Source organism: Capnocytophaga sp. CM59 (genome assembly GCF_000293175.1).
Lineage (GTDB): Bacteria > Bacteroidota > Bacteroidia > Flavobacteriales > Flavobacteriaceae > Capnocytophaga > Capnocytophaga granulosa.
Genome location: NZ_ALNN01000018.1, coordinates 1 through 18,535, shown reverse-complemented (window position 1 = coordinate 18,535; position 18,535 = coordinate 1). Strand labels below are relative to the sequence as shown.

At 42.5% G+C, this 18,535-nt stretch carries 15 protein-coding genes; 12 read left to right on the top strand and 3 right to left on the bottom strand.

Annotation, left to right across the window (positions count from 1 at the left end; all coding sequences use genetic code 11):
* Positions 1 to 80 precede the first annotated feature (80 nt).
* The 4 genes from rpmB (at position 81) to HMPREF1154_RS05780 (ending at position 1,612) form a co-directional block, all read left to right on the top strand.
* Entirely contained in the window at positions 81 to 317 is a 237-nt protein-coding gene (rpmB, locus tag HMPREF1154_RS05790) for a 50S ribosomal protein L28 (protein WP_009641728.1), read from the top strand.
* A gap of 19 nt (positions 318 to 336) precedes the next feature.
* Positions 337 to 519, top strand: a complete 183-nt coding sequence (rpmG, locus tag HMPREF1154_RS05785) for a 50S ribosomal protein L33 (protein WP_009641682.1) — start codon at positions 337 to 339, stop codon at positions 517 to 519.
* Positions 520 to 527: 8 nt separating this feature from the next.
* Complete coding sequence (locus HMPREF1154_RS13095) at positions 528 to 680, top strand: DUF4295 domain-containing protein (protein ID WP_002670441.1); 153 nt, start codon at positions 528 to 530, stop codon at positions 678 to 680.
* Positions 681 to 772: 92 nt separating this feature from the next.
* Positions 773 to 1,612, top strand: a complete 840-nt coding sequence (locus HMPREF1154_RS05780; RefSeq protein ID WP_034566991.1) for a prephenate dehydrogenase — start codon at positions 773 to 775, stop codon at positions 1,610 to 1,612.
* 488 nt (positions 1,613 to 2,100) lie between these two features.
* On the opposite strand, the gene HMPREF1154_RS05775 is transcribed toward HMPREF1154_RS05780, so the two are convergent.
* Positions 2,101 to 3,345 (bottom strand): 3-deoxy-D-manno-octulosonic acid transferase, encoded by a 1,245-nt coding sequence (locus HMPREF1154_RS05775; protein WP_009641663.1) that lies wholly within the window; start codon positions 3,343 to 3,345, stop codon positions 2,101 to 2,103.
* A gap of 124 nt (positions 3,346 to 3,469) precedes the next feature.
* Between HMPREF1154_RS05775 and HMPREF1154_RS05770 the strand changes: the two genes are divergently transcribed.
* From HMPREF1154_RS05770 to HMPREF1154_RS05740, 7 genes are all read left to right on the top strand, one after another.
* Positions 3,470 to 3,910 (top strand): hypothetical protein, encoded by a 441-nt coding sequence (locus HMPREF1154_RS05770; protein ID WP_009641725.1) that lies wholly within the window; start codon positions 3,470 to 3,472, stop codon positions 3,908 to 3,910.
* Positions 3,911 to 3,997: 87 nt separating this feature from the next.
* Positions 3,998 to 4,213: a hypothetical protein gene (locus HMPREF1154_RS05765; protein WP_009641696.1), complete on the top strand. Its 216-nt coding sequence runs from the start codon at positions 3,998 to 4,000 to the stop codon at positions 4,211 to 4,213.
* A gap of 92 nt (positions 4,214 to 4,305) precedes the next feature.
* On the top strand, positions 4,306 to 7,974 hold the full coding sequence (gene purL / locus HMPREF1154_RS05760; protein WP_009641645.1) for a phosphoribosylformylglycinamidine synthase: 3,669 nt from the start codon (positions 4,306 to 4,308) through the stop codon (positions 7,972 to 7,974).
* A 3-nt stretch (positions 7,975 to 7,977) separates the two neighbouring features.
* Complete coding sequence (locus tag HMPREF1154_RS05755) at positions 7,978 to 8,892, top strand: flavodoxin (RefSeq protein WP_009641647.1); 915 nt, start codon at positions 7,978 to 7,980, stop codon at positions 8,890 to 8,892.
* Positions 8,893 to 9,062: 170 nt separating this feature from the next.
* Positions 9,063 to 10,499, top strand: coding sequence for an MFS transporter (locus HMPREF1154_RS05750; protein ID WP_009641665.1), 1,437 nt, complete (start codon positions 9,063 to 9,065; stop codon positions 10,497 to 10,499).
* A 128-nt stretch (positions 10,500 to 10,627) separates the two neighbouring features.
* Positions 10,628 to 12,085, top strand: a complete 1,458-nt coding sequence (locus tag HMPREF1154_RS05745; protein WP_009641704.1) for an MFS transporter — start codon at positions 10,628 to 10,630, stop codon at positions 12,083 to 12,085.
* 88 nt (positions 12,086 to 12,173) lie between these two features.
* Positions 12,174 to 12,914, top strand: a complete 741-nt coding sequence (locus HMPREF1154_RS05740) for a lysophospholipid acyltransferase family protein (RefSeq protein ID WP_009641642.1) — start codon at positions 12,174 to 12,176, stop codon at positions 12,912 to 12,914.
* Between the two features lie 4 nt (positions 12,915 to 12,918).
* Here the strand turns inward: HMPREF1154_RS05740 and HMPREF1154_RS05735 are convergent, their stop codons facing one another.
* On the bottom strand, positions 12,919 to 14,274 hold the full coding sequence (locus HMPREF1154_RS05735; RefSeq protein ID WP_009641636.1) for an SWIM zinc finger family protein: 1,356 nt from the start codon (positions 14,272 to 14,274) through the stop codon (positions 12,919 to 12,921).
* Positions 14,275 to 14,406: 132 nt separating this feature from the next.
* Positions 14,407 to 15,924: a hypothetical protein gene (locus HMPREF1154_RS05730; protein ID WP_009641633.1), complete on the bottom strand. Its 1,518-nt coding sequence runs from the start codon at positions 15,922 to 15,924 to the stop codon at positions 14,407 to 14,409.
* Between the two features lie 370 nt (positions 15,925 to 16,294).
* Here HMPREF1154_RS05730 and HMPREF1154_RS05725 point away from each other — a divergent pair, with 370 nt between their 5' ends.
* On the top strand, positions 16,295 to 18,460 hold the full coding sequence (locus HMPREF1154_RS05725) for a SusC/RagA family TonB-linked outer membrane protein (protein WP_009641676.1): 2,166 nt from the start codon (positions 16,295 to 16,297) through the stop codon (positions 18,458 to 18,460).
* Positions 18,461 to 18,535: the final 75 nt, after the last annotated feature.

The following is an 18,535-nucleotide window of genomic DNA, read 5'->3' as shown; positions in this document are numbered from 1 at the left end:
ATAACGAAAAAAATTTGGTAGTTTCAATAAAAGTTCGTTACTTTGCACCCCGATAAAATAATGAACTAAAAAGTGATAAAATGGCACAAGTTTGTGAATTGACAGGTAAAAAAGCAATGGGTGGAAACAATGTTTCTCACGCCATGAACAAAACAAAGAGAAAATTTAAAGCGAATTTGACAACCAAGCGTTTCTATATTCCTGAAGAAGATCGTTGGGTAACCCTTCGCGTTTCTACAAACGCTATCAAAACCATCAACAAAAAGGGAATTTCTGAGGTAATCAAAGAAGCTAAAAAGCAAGGATTTATTAAATAACCTATAAAAATTATATACCATGGCTAAAAAAGGAAATAGAATACAAGTAATCTTAGAATGTACTGAACATAAGGATTCTGGACTTCCAGGAACTTCAAGATATATCACTACTAAAAACAAAAAAAATACTCCAGATAGGTTGGAGCTTAAGAAATACAACCCTATCCTAAAGAGAGTTACCGTGCATAAAGAAATTAAATAAGTAATATTATGGCAAAGAAGACAGTAGCAACTTTACAGGGTAAATCTAAGCGATTGACCAAAGTAATCAAAATGGTGAAATCACCCAAAACAGGTGCTTATACTTTCGTAGAAGGTGTAATGGCTCCTGAATTAGCAGAAGAATTCTTAAAAAAGAAATAAGTAAGCCCCTTATAAGGGCTTTCTTGTTGTTTTTAGCTATAAGATTCATAGACTATTCATGCCAGATGAGTAGTCTTTTTTTGTTTCTAACCATGAAAAAAGCAGTGATTATTGGTTTAGGACTCATTGGAGGTTCCTTTGCCTTAGAACTCAAAAAACGCCTACAATACACCGTGGTAGGCATAGATAAAAATCCCGAACATGTGCAAGAGGCACTCGATTTAGGGATTATTTCCCAAGCGGTGGATTACACAGCGCTATCCGATGCCGATGTGGTATTGGTAGCAGTCCCTGTGGATCGCACCGCTGAGGTAGTCCATAAGGTCTTAGACCATGTGGGCGAGCACACCTTGGTCATGGATGCAGGTTCGGTCAAAGCGCCTATCTGTGCCGAACTTGCCGAGCACCCTCGTCGCAGCCAGTTTGTGGCTGCTCACCCTATGGCGGGTACTGAACACTCTGGGCCGCAGGCAGCCCTATACGACCTTTTTGATGGCAAGGTAATGGCCTTGTGCGAGGTCGAGAAGAGCAATTGGAAGCTCTTGGATAGGGCTTTGGATATTAGCAAAGCACTCAATATGCGGGTAAAGATGATGTCGCCCACTGACCATGACCTTCACACCGCTTATGTCTCTCACCTCTCTCACGTAAGTTCTTTTATGTTGGGCAAGACCGTATTGGAGATAGAAAAGGACGAAGCTCAGATCTTTGATTTGGCCAGCACAGGTTTTGCCTCTACCGTCCGTTTGGCCAAGAGTCACCCACAGATGTGGACACCTATCTTCTTGGAAAACAAGGTTAATGTCCTTAAAGCCCTCACCGAATACATCAAAAACTTAGAAAACTTCAAACACCTGCTCGAAACCGACCAAGCAGACGGTATTACCCAAGATATCAAAGAAGCTAACTATATACGTAAAATACTGAAATAGTGGTTAGTGGTTTGTTAGTGGTCAGTCTATTGCGACTAACGATTGACTACTAACCACTGTTAAATACTTAACACCATTTTTTATTGTATAAATTCTTACTTCTCACCCCTCCTTTTCTTGACTTCCCCTTCCTAAATATTGTAATTTTGCAACGTTATTCAGTGGTCAGACGTCTGATGTCAGTAATCAGCCATTAGTCGCAATAGACTGAAAACTGACCACTGACGTCTGACTGCTGACTACCCCTTTCGCTGGCGCGAGCTTGCAGCTCGTGCCTACTATGATTAGAGCCTTTGGCTCTTTATGAAGAAACTACAAATGCCAATCAATAGTAAAAAATGATTGTATAGTCCAATTCATTAAGACGCAATAAATTGCGTCTCTACGGATGACTACGCTCATCAGGAGTTGTCTTAGCCAGCGTTAGGGTAGAGACGCAATTTATTGCGTCTTACAAAGATTAGCACATTTATTAATCATTGCTGGCATTAATCATTATTGGCATTAATCATTGATATAAATTTCTCTGTTGCTCCAGTATTAGAAACTATATAATTGTAGTTAAGTATGCCGGCTTTCTTGCGTTGAATAACGTCTGTGAAGAGAAAAGTAGCAATTTGGGTGAATTCTTCAGTGTTTTTGATAGAAAAAACACCTTCACGACGAATAAGTTCTTTGGCTTCGTTGAACTTATCGTAATTTTTACCGATAACAACAGGAATACTGAACACAGCAGGTTCCAAAATGTTATGCAAACCTTTGTTTCCCATGCCTCCGCCTACGTACGCAATCGCTGCATAACTGTAAATCTTGGTAAGTAGCCCGATTTTATCCACTATAAGTACTTCATAAGGGAAGAGATCTTTGCCTTCTACCTCGGAGAGTATAGCCACATGCTTGCGTAGACTATCTCTTAGTGCATGTATTTTCTCCTTGTCATGTACCTCATGGGGAGCAATGATGAATTTCATATTGCCTTTATAAGCGTTTAGGAAAGGTATATATACCTGTTCGTCTTCTCGCCATGAGCTGCCAAAAACCATACAAGGCGCCCCAGAGAGAAAGCGCTCTACAAAAGGCAGCTTGTTGTCACGAGAGAGAATCTCCATCACACGATCAAAACGTGTATCACCACTTACAGTAATATTGGTAATTCCTATGGATTGCAAAAGAAGTTTGGCGCTTTCATTCTGTACAAAAAAGTGTGTAAAGCAAGGAAGTACCGCACGCATACCCCAACTCCTTTTCTTGAAGAACAACTGATCTTTGCGGAATACGCCTGAGACCAAATAGGTAGGGATGCCTCTATCTTTTAAGGCTAGCAAATAGTTTGGCCAAAACTCATATTTGACAAAGATAGCCATCTGAGGGTGCAACAGATGTAGAAAACGATTCACTCGCCTAGGTAGGTCGAGCGGTAGGTAGAGGATTACATCGGCCTCTTTGCTATGCTTCTTGGCTTCATAGCCTGAGGGAGAAAAGAAAGTAACCACGAGTTTTTTCTCAGGATATAGCTCCCTGAGGCGCTTGAGTATAGGCAGTCCTTGTTCGTATTCGCCTAACGAAGCTGCATGTAGCCAAATCACTTGATCGTCAGCACCTATCTGAGTTTGCAAGATCCGAAAGCTCTCTCGGCGTCCTTTGTAGAAGAGTCTGATTTTTCGGTTGAATACAGCCAATAAAGGCAACATACAAGCCACAAAGCGGATGGCAAGAGTGTAGAGAAAATTCATGAGGTGAAAAATTTTACAAATGTACATATTTTTTGCTGAGTGAAAAAATTAAAAAAAACTTTTTTATCACAGCTATTTGATATTTATTTATTACCTTTGCGTCTTAATACTAAGTATAATCCATATGAAAAAGACCTTTACTTTGTCAGTAGTGGCATTGGCCTTTACTGCATGTAACAACAGCACACCACAGCAGACAGACAATGCAGCTGAAGAGCCTACAACACCACAGCAGGAAACGATGGTAGGGGGCGACAGAGATGAGCACGGCTGTATAGGCAGTGCAGGCTACTCATGGAGTGCCCTCCGTGAGGAGTGTATCCAAGTCTTTGAAGTAGGTACCCGTCTTAATCCTATGGATGTGGAGCAGGAAGAGGCTGTAATCAGTGCTTTTATTGTCTCTAAGGACGGAGATAACAGCCAAGTAGAGTTATTTATCACAGGTGAAGACCAGAACCCTATTCTAAAAAAGGAAGCCGACGGCACTTTCAAGAATGGTAAATATACCTACAACGCTCAAACTAAAGAACTTTCCGTGGACGGAAAAGTAGCGTACAAGCAGTAATCAATGATTAATGCCAATAATGATTAATATTAACAATAGTTAATTAATCGTTAACCATTAATCATTAACCATTAATTACTAAAAAATATGGCAACAGCAATCAAAGCAATTCCAACGCTCTATGGAGCAGAGGCAAAGCGTTTTAGAGAAATGGCAGAAGAGAGTGAGCGTAATTTTGAATCACACCCTAAGAAGTCTCTCAAAGCAGACCCTCGTTATAAGGCAATGAAGAATATTTTAAAAAACGCTCGAATTTTTAATGTAGAAGAAAAGATGTCCTCAGAGATTACTTACACCTCGTAAATTACAAATACAATTAATGTTTTGTGATTTACTAAATGAATAATTTCCTTGACCATATAACCATTAATCATTACTCATTAATCATTATCAAAATGCTTCTCTTTTTTAAAAACAAAAACACTATTTATACTGTCGCTACAGAGGCGCCCTTGAGTGAGGCGAATCTTGGCAAACTCAAATGGCTCTTTGGCAATGCCGAGCAACTCACAAATAAGACCCTTGAAGGGACTTTCATAGGCCCTCGTGCGGCTATGGTTACTCCTTGGAGTACCAATGCGGTAGAGATTACCCAGAATATGGATATTCAGGGCATCAGCCGTATAGAGGAATTCCACGAGGTAGCGGCCGACTTTACCGACTTTGACCCCATGCTCTTTGAAAAATATAAGGGCTTGGGACAAGATATATTTACTATAGCTATAGAACCGCTCTCCACGATTGAGATTGATGATATTGCTGCCTACAACCAGCAGGAGGGACTCTCCCTTAGTTCTGAAGAAGTGGCTTATTTGGAAAAACTCTCTAAGCAGTTGGGACGTAAGCTCACCGATTCAGAGGTGTTTGGCTTCTCACAAATCAACTCCGAACACTGTCGCCATAAGATATTCAATGGTACTTTTATCATAGACGGAGAGCAGCAGCCTTCTTCGCTTTTTAAGCTGATCAAAAAAACCTCCCAGACTCACCCCAATGGTATTGTCTCAGCTTATAAAGACAATGTGGCTTTTATCAAAGGGGCTACCGTGGAACAGCTGGCACCTAAGAGCGCGGATAAGCCTGATTTCTACCAAGTACAGCCCTTCGAGGCGGTACTTTCTCTTAAGGCGGAAACGCACAACTTCCCCACTACAGTGGAGCCTTTCAATGGAGCGGCTACAGGTTCAGGAGGAGAGATTCGTGACCGATTGGCAGGCGGACAGGGGTCGTTGCCGCTGGCAGGAACAGCAGTCTATATGACAGCTTACCCACGCTTGGAGGAAGATCGTCCTTGGGAAAAGGGAATGGCCGAGCGTGCTTGGCTCTACCAAACACCTATGGATATACTGATTAAGGCTTCCAACGGGGCAAGTGATTTTGGTAACAAATTTGGTCAGCCACTCATCGCTGGTTCTGTCTTTACTTTTGAACATGAGGAGGGTGGACGCAAATTAGGCTTTGACAAGGTAATCATGCAAGCGGGGGGCGTGGGCTATGCCAAGGCTTCCCAAGCTATCAAACATACTCCCCACGAAGGGGACAAAATTGTGATTCTCGGTGGGGATAACTATCGTATTGGTATGGGAGGCGCAGCTGTCTCCTCAACCAATACAGGGGCTTTCGGCTCTGGGATTGAGCTGAATGCTATCCAGCGTTCCAACCCTGAGATGCAAAAGCGTGTGGCCAACGCCATTCGTGCCCTTGTGGAATCCAAAGAAAACCCGATTGTCTCTATCCATGATCATGGGGCTGGCGGACACCTCAATTGTCTTTCCGAACTGATAGAAGAGACAGGGGGGCGTATCGACTTGGATGCACTTCCTATAGGTGACCCGACACTCTCGGATAAGGAGATCATCGGCAACGAATCCCAAGAACGTATGGGCTTGGTATTGCCCGAAAAGGCTTTGAATGAGCTTAAGGCTATTGCCGAGCGAGAACGTGCCCCTATCTATGAAGTGGGAGAGGTAACTGCCGATAAGCACTTTAGTATCACCTCCCAAAAGAAAGGTTCTCGTCCTATGGACTTAGACCTCTCTGCCCTTTTTGGTAGTTCGCCCAAAACGGTGATGACGGACAAAAAAGTGTCTGTTCAGTATGAGGATCTTACCTATTACCCCAGCCAAGTATACACCTATCTAAGCCAAGTGCTACAGCTCGAAAGTGTAGCTTGTAAGGACTGGCTGACCAACAAGGTGGATCGTTGTGTGGGAGGCAAGGTGGCCAAGCAACAATGTGTAGGAGCCCTTCAACTACCGCTGAACAATGTGGGGGTAATGGCACTCGACTATCAGGGCAAAGAGGGTATTGCTACCAGTATTGGTCATTCGCCCTTAACTGCCCTTATCAGCCCTACCGCAGGTAGCCGCAACGCTATAGCGGAGGCTTTGACCAATATCCTCTTTGCTCCCTTAGAAAATGGACTGGCAGGTATTTCTCTTTCAGCCAATTGGATGTGGCCTTGTCGCAATCCTGGCGAAGACGCTCGTTTGTACGAGGCTGTACAAGCAGCTTCTGACTTTGCTATAGAGCTGGGTATCAATATTCCTACAGGTAAGGATTCCCTTTCTATGAAACAAAAATATCCTGATGGGGGCGATGTGATGGCCCCTGGTACAGTGATCATTTCGGCTGCTGCCCATTGTACTGATATACAGAAGGTAGTGGAACCTGTATTGAAAAAGGACGGCGGTGCGCTCTATTATATCAATTTCTCTGGTGATAACTATCAGTTGGGTGGTTCGGCCTTTGCGCAGATATTAGGTAAAGTAGGAGCTACAGCGCCTACTGTGAAGGATGCCGCTGAGTTTAAAAAGGCTTTCAATGCCGTACAAGCGCTCATCAGCGAAGGTAAGATACAGGCAGGACATGATGTAGGAAGTGGGGGACTCATTACTACTCTCTTGGAGATGTGCTTTGCCGACAATGAGTTGGCTGCCGAGATTGACCTAACGGCTTTAGCGGAAGAGGATCTTCTCAAAGTGCTCTTTGCCGAGAATGTAGCCGTGGTACTTCAAGCGGATCAATCCATAGAGGACGATCTCAAGGCTCAAGGGGTTCGCTATGCTAAGATAGGAACAGTGACCCAAGGCGAGGAGCTTATCCTTACACATCAGGGACAAACCTATAGGTTCAATATAGCCGAGTGCCGCGATGTATGGTACTTGACCTCTTATCTGTTAGACAAACAACAAACAGCTAATGACAAGGCAACTGAGCGTTACCAAAACTACTCAGAACAGCCTTTGCAATATACTTTCCCTGCGCATTTTACAGGGGAAAAACCAGTGAGACCTCAGGGCAAGCGACCTGTGGCTGCTGTTATCCGTGAAAAGGGTAGCAACTCTGAACGCGAAATGGCCAATGCGCTCTATTTGGCAGGCTTTGATGTGAAGGACGTACATACAACCGACCTGACCTCTGGCCGTGAGACCCTCGAAGAGGTACAGTTTATAGGTGCCGTAGGGGGCTTCTCTAACTCCGATGTACTGGGTAGTGCCAAGGGTTGGGCTGGTGCCTTGCTCTATAACGAAAAGGCAAAGAAGGCGCTGGACAATTTCTTTGCGCGCCCCGACACGCTTTCTGTGGGGATTTGCAATGGCTGCCAGCTATTTATGGAATTGGAACTGATTAACCCCGAACATAGCGAGCACGGCAAAATGAAGCACAACGATAGCCATAAGCACGAAACGGGCTTTGTCTCAGTAACGATTCCTGAGAATAACTCGGTGATGCTTTCTACTTTGGCAGGTACTACCTTAGGGGTATGGATCTCCCATGGTGAGGGTAAGTTCTACCTACCTATGGAAGAAAAGGATTATAATATAGTGGGCAAATATACCTACGAGGGCTACCCTGCCAATCCGAATGGCTCTGACTATCAGGCGGCTATGCTCTGTGATAAGACAGGCCGACACTTGGTAACCATGCCGCATATAGAGCGCTCCGTATTTCCTTGGCAATGGCCTTATTATGTAGGGCTAAGAGGAGCGGTAACCCCATGGCTCGAAGCCTTTGTCAATGCTCGTAAGTGGATAGAAGCTCAGAAAGCGCAACAGCAATAGCCGATGGAACGGATATTAGTGGTATATTACTCCCAATCGGGTCAGCTCAAACAGATAGTGGATCACTTTGTGACTCCCTTCGTAGGGGCAGGTATATCGGTGGATTACTATGAGATAGAAATGGAAACACCCTTTCCCTTTCCTTGGAACAATGAGGCTTTCTTTGGGGCTTTCCCAGAGTCTTTCCTCCAAATTCCCCAGCCAATAAAACCTATACCTGCCGCTATAATGGAGCAACAGTATAGTCTTGTCGTCTTGGCTTATCAGGTGTGGTACCTTTCGCCCTCTATCCCGATAACCTCCTTCCTCAAGAGTGAGCAGGCTGCGCACTTGCTTAGTGGAAAGCCCGTGGTTACCCTCTCTGGTACGCGCAATATGTGGATCAAGGCCCAAGAGAAAATAGGACAGATGCTTCAAAAGTACAACGCACCTATAGTGGCCAATATCGCTCTGACGGATAGGCATCATAACCATATCAGCGTGCTGACCATCGTTCATTGGCTCTTTACAGGGAAAAAAGATAGGTATTTGGGTATTTTCCCCCTTCCTGGGGTATCAGACATAGATATTGCCAGCGCTACCCAATATGGAGAAATTGTATTAAAGCACAAGCAAATAGCAGATCACAGTCCTGCTTTACAAAAAGAGATAGTCGCTCAAGGAGGAGTGCAAGTAAAGCCCTTCCTGCTCTCGGCCGAGAAGAAAGCCAATCGTCTCTTTGGTATATGGGCAAGGCTCATTTACGGAAGTCCTCGCCGAAAGTTCCTTCTCAAGTGCTTTCATGTCTATCTATATTTTGCTATATGGATACTCATGCCTATTGTCTGGCTATTCTATTGGCTTACCTATCCGTTTTTCTATAAGAAAATCACCCGCCAGGTACTCAATGTTCAGCAGTCGGTAGTCAGCAGTCGGTAGTCAGCGGTCAGTAGTCAGCGGTCAGTAATCAGTAGTCAGTAGTCAACGGTTAGTAGTCAGTAGTCAGCGGTCAGCAGCTAATCACTAACCACTAATCACTAATCACTAATCACTAATCACTAATCACTAATCATTAACAATTGACAATTAACAATTAACAATTAAAAAAGATGTCTTTCATACAGACCATTAAGTCTTACAACCCTACTTTTTGGGTGGCAAATTTCTTACAAATCATCGAGCGTGGCGCATGGTTTGGTGTTTTTTCCCTCTTGGGTCTTTACTTAGTAGCCTCCACTGATGAGGGGGGATTAGGACTAAGCCATATACAGAAAGGAAACATATTGGCCAATGTAACAGCGATACAGTTCTTTCTACCGCTTTTCTTTGGGGTAATAGCCGACCGTATTGGTTACAAGCTCTCTCTTATAATAGCCTTTGTGATTATAGGGGTAGGCTATTACCTCATGGGTACTGTTGATAGCTATTGGGCAATCTATTTAGCGTTTTTGTTTGCTGCTATGGGAGGGAGCTTCTTCAAGCCTGTGGCCTCTGGAATTATCGCTCGCACTACCGATGAGAAGACGAGCACTATGGGTTTTGGTCTCTTTTATCTGATGGCCAACATAGGGGGCTTCTTTGGCCCTGCTTTTTCCTCTTACTTGCGTACCACTATGGGTTGGCGTATCATTTTCCTACAGGGGGCTGCGATGATCTTAGTCAATCTCTTAGTAGTTCTCTTTTTCTATAAAGAGAAAAAAGTTAATAGAGAATACAATGTCCCCATTCTTGACGAAATAAAGGGATCTTTCCACAATATCATCGAGGCGCTCAAGGATACCAAGCTTTCGGTACTTCTGATTCTGATGGTGGGTTATTGGTTGGTCTATAACCAGCTTTTTTATACCTTGCCCAACTTTATAGAGGACTGGGTGGATTCCTCCACTCAGAGTGCTTGGATCAATAAGTATATTCCTTTCTTAGGGACAACCCTTACCGAGAACGGACAAGTCAAGGCCGAATGGTTTGGTAATTTGGATTCGGTGATGATTATCATTTTCCAAGTGCTTATCTCTTATATAATTATGCGAATGAAGCAGGTCAGCGCCCTAATTCGTGGTACAGTGATTGCAACACTTGGGGTGGTGCTTACTTTTGTTTTTAACAATGTATGGTTTACCATTATAGGTACGGCAATTTTTGCCACTGGGGAGATGATGGCAGGTCCTACCCTCTATGCCTATGTAGCACAGATTACCCCTAAGGGAAAAGAAGCGCTCTATCAGGGTACCTTGTTTTTACCTGTGGCAGTGGCCAATTACCTCATAGGCTTTGTTACAGGCGACCTCTATCAGCTTTGGTCGGATAAGTATTCTCTCCTTCAGCGGGAACTTACCTCTCGCCAGATAACTCTTCCTGAGGGCTTGAGTAAGCGACAGTTCTTTGAACAAGCACAAGAAAAACTCCAAATGACCCATACTCAACTTACGGATTATCTCTGGAATACCTATCAGCCCAATAAGATGTGGTATATAACACTGGCCATGGGTGCCTTTACCGCTATCTCTGTTTTTATCTATAATAAAATCGTCTTGAAAAAACAGTAGTCAGCAGTCAGTGGTCAGTAGTCAGCAGTCAGTTACTAATCACTAACCACTAATTACTAACCACTAATTACTAACCACTAATCACTAACCACTAACCACTACCCCCTAAACCCTAAACATTAATTTTGATGACTGAACAAAAAAGATCTTATACACAAACTCTCAAATCATTTTCCTCTACCTTTTGGGTAGGGAATTTACTACAACTAACGGAGCGTTGGGCTTATTTTAGTATCTTTTCACTGCTTGCTCTCTATTTGGTAGCAGGTACTGATGAGGGGGGCTTAGGCCTTACCCATACCCAGAAGGGAAATATCATGGCGCATATTACCGCTATTCTGTATCTCTTACCATTGTTCTTTGGGGTAATTGCCGATAGGATTGGTTACAAACTCTCTTTGCTTATTTCTTGTGTCATCATGGGAGGGGGCTATTATCTGATGAGTGTTGCCAGTAGCTATTGGGATACCTATTTTGCTTTTCTCTTAGCTTCTGTGGGGTGTAGCTTTTTTCGTCCTGTAGTACAAGGGATCATAGCACGCCATACCGATGAGGGTAATAGCACCTTAGGGTTCGGTTTTTTCTATATGATGGGTAATATAGGAGGTCTATTAGGGCCTGCCATGTCGTCCTACCTGCGTACTACTATGGGGTGGAAGGTGATTTTTATACAGGCAGTGGTGGTAATTATCTTTAATCTTATTGTGATTCTCTTCTTCTATAAGGAACCCAAAGCGGAAAGAAAATACAATATCCCCTTACTAACCGAGATAAAAGGCTCTGTACAGAATATAGTTGGAGCCTTAAAAGATAAGAAACTAACAATACTGTTGCTTCTTATGGTAGGGTTTTGGACGGTTTTTAATCAATTATTCTATACTTTGCCCAATTTTATAGAAGATTGGGTGGATTCCTCTAAGCAAAGTGATTGGATCAATCGTAATATATCTTTTTTGGGAACTACTTTTACCGAAAACGGACGGATAAAAGCGGAATGGTTTGGCAATATAGACTGTATAATGATTATCCTAACCCAGATGTCTATCTCCTATTTCGTTATGAAAATGGATCAGGTCTCAGCCATGGTTCGTGGAACTATAGTGATGACCATAGGGGTTACCCTTACTTTTATGTTTAAGGAAGTTACTTTTACAGTATTGGGAACAGCTATTTTTGCCATAGGGGAAATAGCCGTAGGGCCTACCATTTCTGCCTTTATAGCAAAAATTACCCCTAAGGGAAAGGAAGCGCTCTACCAAGGAACCTATTTCTTACCTATAGCAGTGGGCAGCTATATTACAGGTTTTTTCTCAGGAAACTTATATGATAAGTGGTCAGATAAGCATTCTTTGCTTAAAATGGAATTGGACAAACGGGCGATCACCTTACCTGAAGGCCTCAACAAAAAGGAATTCTTTGAACAAGCCCAAGAAAAGTTACACCTCTCCGCTACGGAGCTTTCAGACCTATTATGGAACACATATCACCCTAATAAGTTTTGGTATATAATCTTCGCAATGGGTATACTTACCGCCTTTTTTATATACCTCTTTAACCGTTATCTAAAAAAGTCCACTAACCACTAATAACTAACCACTAATAACTAACCACTAATAACTAACCACTAATAACTAACCACTAACAACTAATCACTAACAACTAACCTACCCCCTAATGCCTAAATACCTCTTTTGGCTACTTTGGAGAGCTTGGTTTTATATATTGGTAACCACTCTTATAGTACTTCTATTGCCACTCTTGTTCCTGCTTACTGCACATAGGCAGTGGTATCGTGCCTTGTATTGGGTTATGCGACACCTATGGGCAACTCCTATCCTTTATGGCATGGGCTTTTTGCCCAAGATCAGAAGGGAATATAAGGTAGCTAATGACCATAATAGCTATATGCTCGTGGCCAATCATTGTAGTATGATGGATATTATGCTGATGTTCTATTGTAGTAAGAATCCTTTTGTATTTGTAGGGAAAAAGGAGTTAGCCGCTTTGCCTTTGTTTGGCTACTTCTATAGGCGAGTGGCTATACTAGTGGATAGGAAAAGCCCACAGAGTAGAAAGCAGGTATATGTGCAGGCTAAGGAGCGTATAGCTGATAAGCTGAGCATTTGCATTTTTCCCGAAGGGGGTGTTCCCGATGATGAGTCGATTGTCTTGGATAGTTTTAAGGACGGGGCTTTCCGCATCGCTATTGAGTGCCAAATTCCTATAGTACCTATGGTTTTCTATGATGCTAAAAAGCGTTTCCCTTTTCGTTGCTTTGCAGGTAGTATGGGTGTTATGCGGGTAGATGTATTAGCCCCTATCTACACTCAGGGCAAAACCCTTGAGGACAAAGAAGCACTACGCGAAGAGGTACGTACCCTCATATTAGAACGTCTAACAAATAATACTCATTAGCCAATCAGCTTACTGTCTCATTGACAATCATTTTAGTGGCTAGGATATGCTTGCACAGACCGCGATTTGTCTGGTGATTGGTATACCAATTGCAGGTACATTGGGCATGGTCGCCATCTATGATGACCGTATGGGTAACACCTCCTGTACCTTTTACATGGGCTTTGACAAAATCATCGTGCTGTTCTATGATCTGTACCTCGTTGTTCTTAGTGAGTTTCTTAGCATTTTCCAAACGTGGATTGAGGCTTGCTAAGCGCTCTGGCTTGAAAGGCAGGCGACGGTAGAAATAATTCCTATCCAAAAGATTATAGCCTAATAGCCCAATGCTAGATAAGGAGGCTTGCAGCGTATTCATGGTTCCCAAATTAATATCGTTCTCAATAGAAACCATAGTAGGGGAGAATACCTCATTGGTTTTGAAGAAGTTGTTGATACCTACCAGCCACTCCATAGGTACATCCTCTATCATATTTTCTAAATAGCGCCCATCTCCTGAAAAACCGCGATATACATTGTCTGAGAGCAAAAATAGCATCTCTACCCCCTTGAAGTTGAGCACAAAAGCTACTGTTTGCTCACTGGGATTGCGGTAGATAAAAAGGCTATCGGCAAGCAGTAGTAAGCCCTGCAAGAGGTTCAGGCGGTGTGCACCTCCTATTTTGATAGCTCCAGCAGTAGGGGTAGGGGCAAAGGCATAGCTGACACCCCGCTTGACTAAGTAATAATCAGTCTTTACCGCTTGTTTGGGCAAGGAGCGGAAGAGCTGTATAGCCTCGGCCTTATTCAGGCGATAGGCTAGTTCCATTTCTGAAAGATACACCTGTACATTGCCCAATCCTTTAATCCATCGGTTGGGAAGGGTTACTTTCTTTTCGACTGTTTTATGCTTGTCAGTGATAAAGTGGGTTTGTTTTTGTCCCACGCCCAAGATCATTTGCTCTGAGGCGGTTACGGCATTGAAAGCACGTACAGTAGCATCATTGAAGTCAATATTGGTACAGCCACTTTTGAGAAACTCCCCATCGAGTACCTCATTATGGAGCGATACGCGTGCATATACACTATTGCAGGAGGAAAAAGCCTCAAAAAGCAGCTGTTGGTTCCCTACTGATATGATAGGGTCGCGCAGCTTGGCCAACACCCCTGGGGCAATAGCGAATTGAGAGGCTACTGTTTTGGCCAGTGTAGCTAGGCACTTAGCCACTACAAAGGGTTGGGTGATATGCCCCCAAAAAAAGCAAGGCACCGCATTGTCTTCTTTCAGTTCCGAACAGTGAGAAAAGATAAAATTCTTTTGGTGTGCCGTCCCCTCTTCTATCACAGAGGCAAACGGATAAGCGTATTGAAAATCATTCATTTTTAATCGTTAGTTGTTAGTCATTAATCGTTAGTCATTAGTCATTAGTCATTAGTCATTAGTCATTAGTCATTGGTCATTAGTCATTAGTCATTAGTCATTAATCATTAGTCATTAGTCATTGGTCATTAGTCACTGGTCATTGGTCATTATCTCATTAAAGGAAGTGCCATCTAAGTAGCCTTTTATTCCATCTCTTTCAAAGCGGTAGAAAGAAGCGCTTACTTGCTCTAAATGGTCATAGATAGGGTCTTTTTGGGGAGGATAGAAACCCTTTTTACCCTCTTTTTCTATATAGAAGAAAGGCTGATGGTTAAAAGTAGCATGGTAGTATATCGCATCATAAGCCATAGGGAGTAGCTCACGGCCTGTAATTTTTTCATCTTTCCCTTCAGTGAAGTGGTACATATAAAGGCCTTTACAGCCATTTTTCTCAACAGAAAGATAGACTTGAACTGTGTTGTCATTCCCTTTGATAGCTTCTAATTTTTGTACCTCCTCATCGGGGGAGCGGTCAGTAAGCAGGTGCTTATAAGCTCCAAAAGTTCTTTCAAGGCTATAGCCTGTATCCTTATACTTTATAAGAGAATAGTCCCAGCTTCCTGTACCACACATGGGGATACTTGTATTGGGGAATTCTTTTACCACTTGACTAAAGACATTGTAATAATTAACCCCATGTTCGTTAAGCACTTCCACCCCTTTGTCATAGAAGTGAGCCGCTTTTACAGTCCCTACGTTCATTTTTTGATAATACCCGTTATAGATGTCTATATCCTTGCCATCTTCAGCTATAATGATATAGCCATTTGTAGATATATAAGGGTAGGACTTAGGGAGTAACTTTTGTCCAAAGTGATTGATAAGATTGCACCTGCCTCCCTCACAGACCCTCAGAAAGGAATTGATGGGATTATTGTCTAAGTCAATGCAATAATTGACCTCCGTAGCGACCGCTTCCAAACGGCCATAATAGGGAAAAGTGAGGGTTTGCTCCTCAAGTGGAATAAAGCTATAGATAGGCGGATCTCTATCCACATCAGGGTTTTCTATCAGAGGACAATAGAAATAGGCTCTTTTGCCAGCGCCAAAGTCCATGGTAAGTACGCCAAAGTCATAGAGGTAGTGTTCACGCTTTATATTTATAGTGGGATAGCTTAGGAAAGATTTTGTGTCTTGAGCCGTTGGTATTTGATAGCTAAAGGCTTCTTTTCCCTTACCTTCTCTTAGCGCTTGCCAAGCAATGGTAGAGGGGGTTAAGAAGCGGATAATATCCGTAAGATCTGATTTGTTGGTTTTGACAGTCCATACTTTCCCTTGAAAATCACTATATAAGGTAGGGCGAATAGCTTTGGTATAGATAAGAATTTTGTTCTTTGAAATTGTTTTTAAGGAGAGAGGTTTGTTTTGTGATTTCCAAAAAGCACTATAGGTCTTATAAGGTCGGTTAAAAGCATGGTGTTCTGTATAGGTTTTTTCAGTCCTAAATGCCAACTCATACGCAATAAAAGCCTTTCCTTGCTGCTTGTAGAAGGAGGTTTTTCCATCGGTAGTGTCCAAGGCAATCACATTTATTTGCTCGGAGGGGAGGATATATTCTCCAGGCAGTAAGGGGGCTATATAGGACAAGAGAAAAGAGAGTACAAGCATGATTTAGTTTTGAGTGTTGATTTTTTGGTTTAAAGTGCAAATATAGAATATAATTGGCAAAATAGCAAATTAGTAAACAAATAAATTAACTTATTGAATTATTAACATCAAAAGATAGACATAAGAAAATCAATAAGTTAATATGTTTGACAAAAATATTTTTGTGTTGGATATAAAAAAAAGGAGTATTTTGTTTGTTTTATCCAAGAAAAAACGTACTTTTGTGGCATAAATACGTATTTTTATCTCCTAAATAGGTTTTGTGGATTTTTGGATAAGTTATAAAAACACTAATAATAAACAAATATTTATCAATAACCTATTTAAAAAGCACTACCAAAGCATTTTTTAATTGTTAAACAACTGGAATATGAACAACAAAAAAGGATTACTATTGATTTTAGTCTTCTTCCCTTTATGGCTTTTAGGCCAAGAGATGAAAATAAAAGGGAATGTCAAGGACGATGAAGGCTCAGGTATGTTGGGCGTTTCTGTGGTAGTCAAAGGGACTACCAAGGGAGTGGCCACGGATAATGACGGTAACTTTGAACTAAAAGTGAACCGAAATGATGTGCTTGTGTTCTCAAGTGTGGGTTATACAACACAGGAGGTGAAAGTAGGGAAAAACACCCATCTGAAAGTGGTGATGTTCCCCGATGTAGAGGAACTGGTAGGATTTGAGAAAGTAGCTGTAGCCTATGGTACAGCCGATAAGAAATCCTTTACAGGTTCTATGGCTACCGTGAAAGCCGAAGAGATACAAAACAAACAAACTACCGACGTGGCCAAGGCGCTCGAAGGGAGTGTCTCTGGGGTGCAGATCTCTACTTCTACAGGACAACCTGGGGAGAGTAGTAGTATCCGTATCCGCGGGATTGGTTCTATCAATGCCAACAGTAACCCTCTCATTATTGTAGATGGGGTGCCTTTCGCAGGGAGCTTGAGTGCTATTAACAACAACGATATTGAGTCGGTCAATGTGCTCAAGGATGCGGCTTCTTCTGCTCTATATGGGGCACGTGGTGCCAATGGAGTGGTGATCATCACGACCAAATCAGGAGCACGAGGCAAGCTCTCCATACAAGTGGATACACGTGTAGGGTTCAACTATCGCGGTATTCCTGAGTATGACATCATCAAGTCTCCTGCCGAATATTACCAGACCCTCTGGAATGCGCTCTATAACCAAAGCTATTTCCAAGCTAGAGGGGGAGGAGATGCGGCTGCTGCGGCTGCTTTTGCCTCTAAAAACCTTATTCCTAATGTGGGAAGGGGCTACAATATTTATGATGTGCCAGATAACCAACTAGTGGGAGCCGACGGAAAGCTCAACCCACAGGCTACACTGCGCTACAAGGATGCTGATTTTAACAACTGGGAAAAAGCCTTGTTCAACACTCGCGTACGTAAGGAACATAACCTAAGCCTAACCAAAGGAACAGAGTTCAATAGTTTCTATTTCTCCCTTGGTTATTTAGGTGATGAGGGCTACAATATGAACTCTTATTTTAATCGATATACCATGCGCTTTTCTTACAAAGGAGAAATAGCTCCATGGCTCAAGGTTAATACCTCTTCCATGCTCTCTCATACGCAACAACAAGGGACTGAGAAACAAAACTCTTATTCCAATCCTTTCTCTTGGACACGTAATATAGCTCCTATCTATCCTGTATATAAGCATGATGCCAATGGCAATCCTACAGGAGAGTATGACTTTGGGGAATCACGTAAGTATAACGAAAATACCAACCCTGTGGCTACCCAGAATGAAGATATTGACCTGTATAAGGACTACTATTTCAACCAAGCACTTTCCTTGGATATGAGTATTGTGGAGGGATTGAAGTTCTCCACTACAGGGAATTTCTATGGGGATTTCTATAATTCCAACGAATATACAACTCCTATAGGAGGTGCAGGAAAGACTTATAACGGGTCTTCTACTAAGTATAGCTCTAATGATATAGTGATGACCTTCAACCAACTCCTAAGGTATAACAAGGATTGGACTGATTATGCTCTAGAAGCTCTCTTAGGACACGAAACCTATAAAAAACGCTTGGGTACTATGGCAGGAACCAAGAATAATTTCGTGGATCCGAGCAATTCCGCCTTTGACAATGCAGCAGTGACCACAGCTCTTTCGTCCTATGATCGTACTTATGCTGTGGAAGGCTACTTTGGCCAGCTCAACGGAAACTACAAACAGAAGTATTTCCTCTCTGCCAGTTTACGTCGCGATGCTTCTTCCGTATTTGCACCTGAAAATCGCTGGGGTACGTTCTGGTCAGTAGGTGGCTCATGGCTCTTGAGCAATGAGAAATTCTTGGAAAAGGTAAGCTTTATCAATAGCTTGAAACTCAAAGCCAGCTATGGGGTACAGGGTAATGACTATATTTATTTGCCTGGAACCAGTACTCGTTCTTATACTCCTTATATGTCCTTGTACAGTGTGAGTTCTGATGGTAAAAATCCGGGGCTTAAGGCGCTTTACAAAGGTAATAGAAATATGGTGGTGCTTCAAAAAGTATGATACAACTTTAGATATACCCATAATTGATATAAAAGAAAGCTAAAGCAAAGGCCTTTAGATGATTTATTTGTTTCT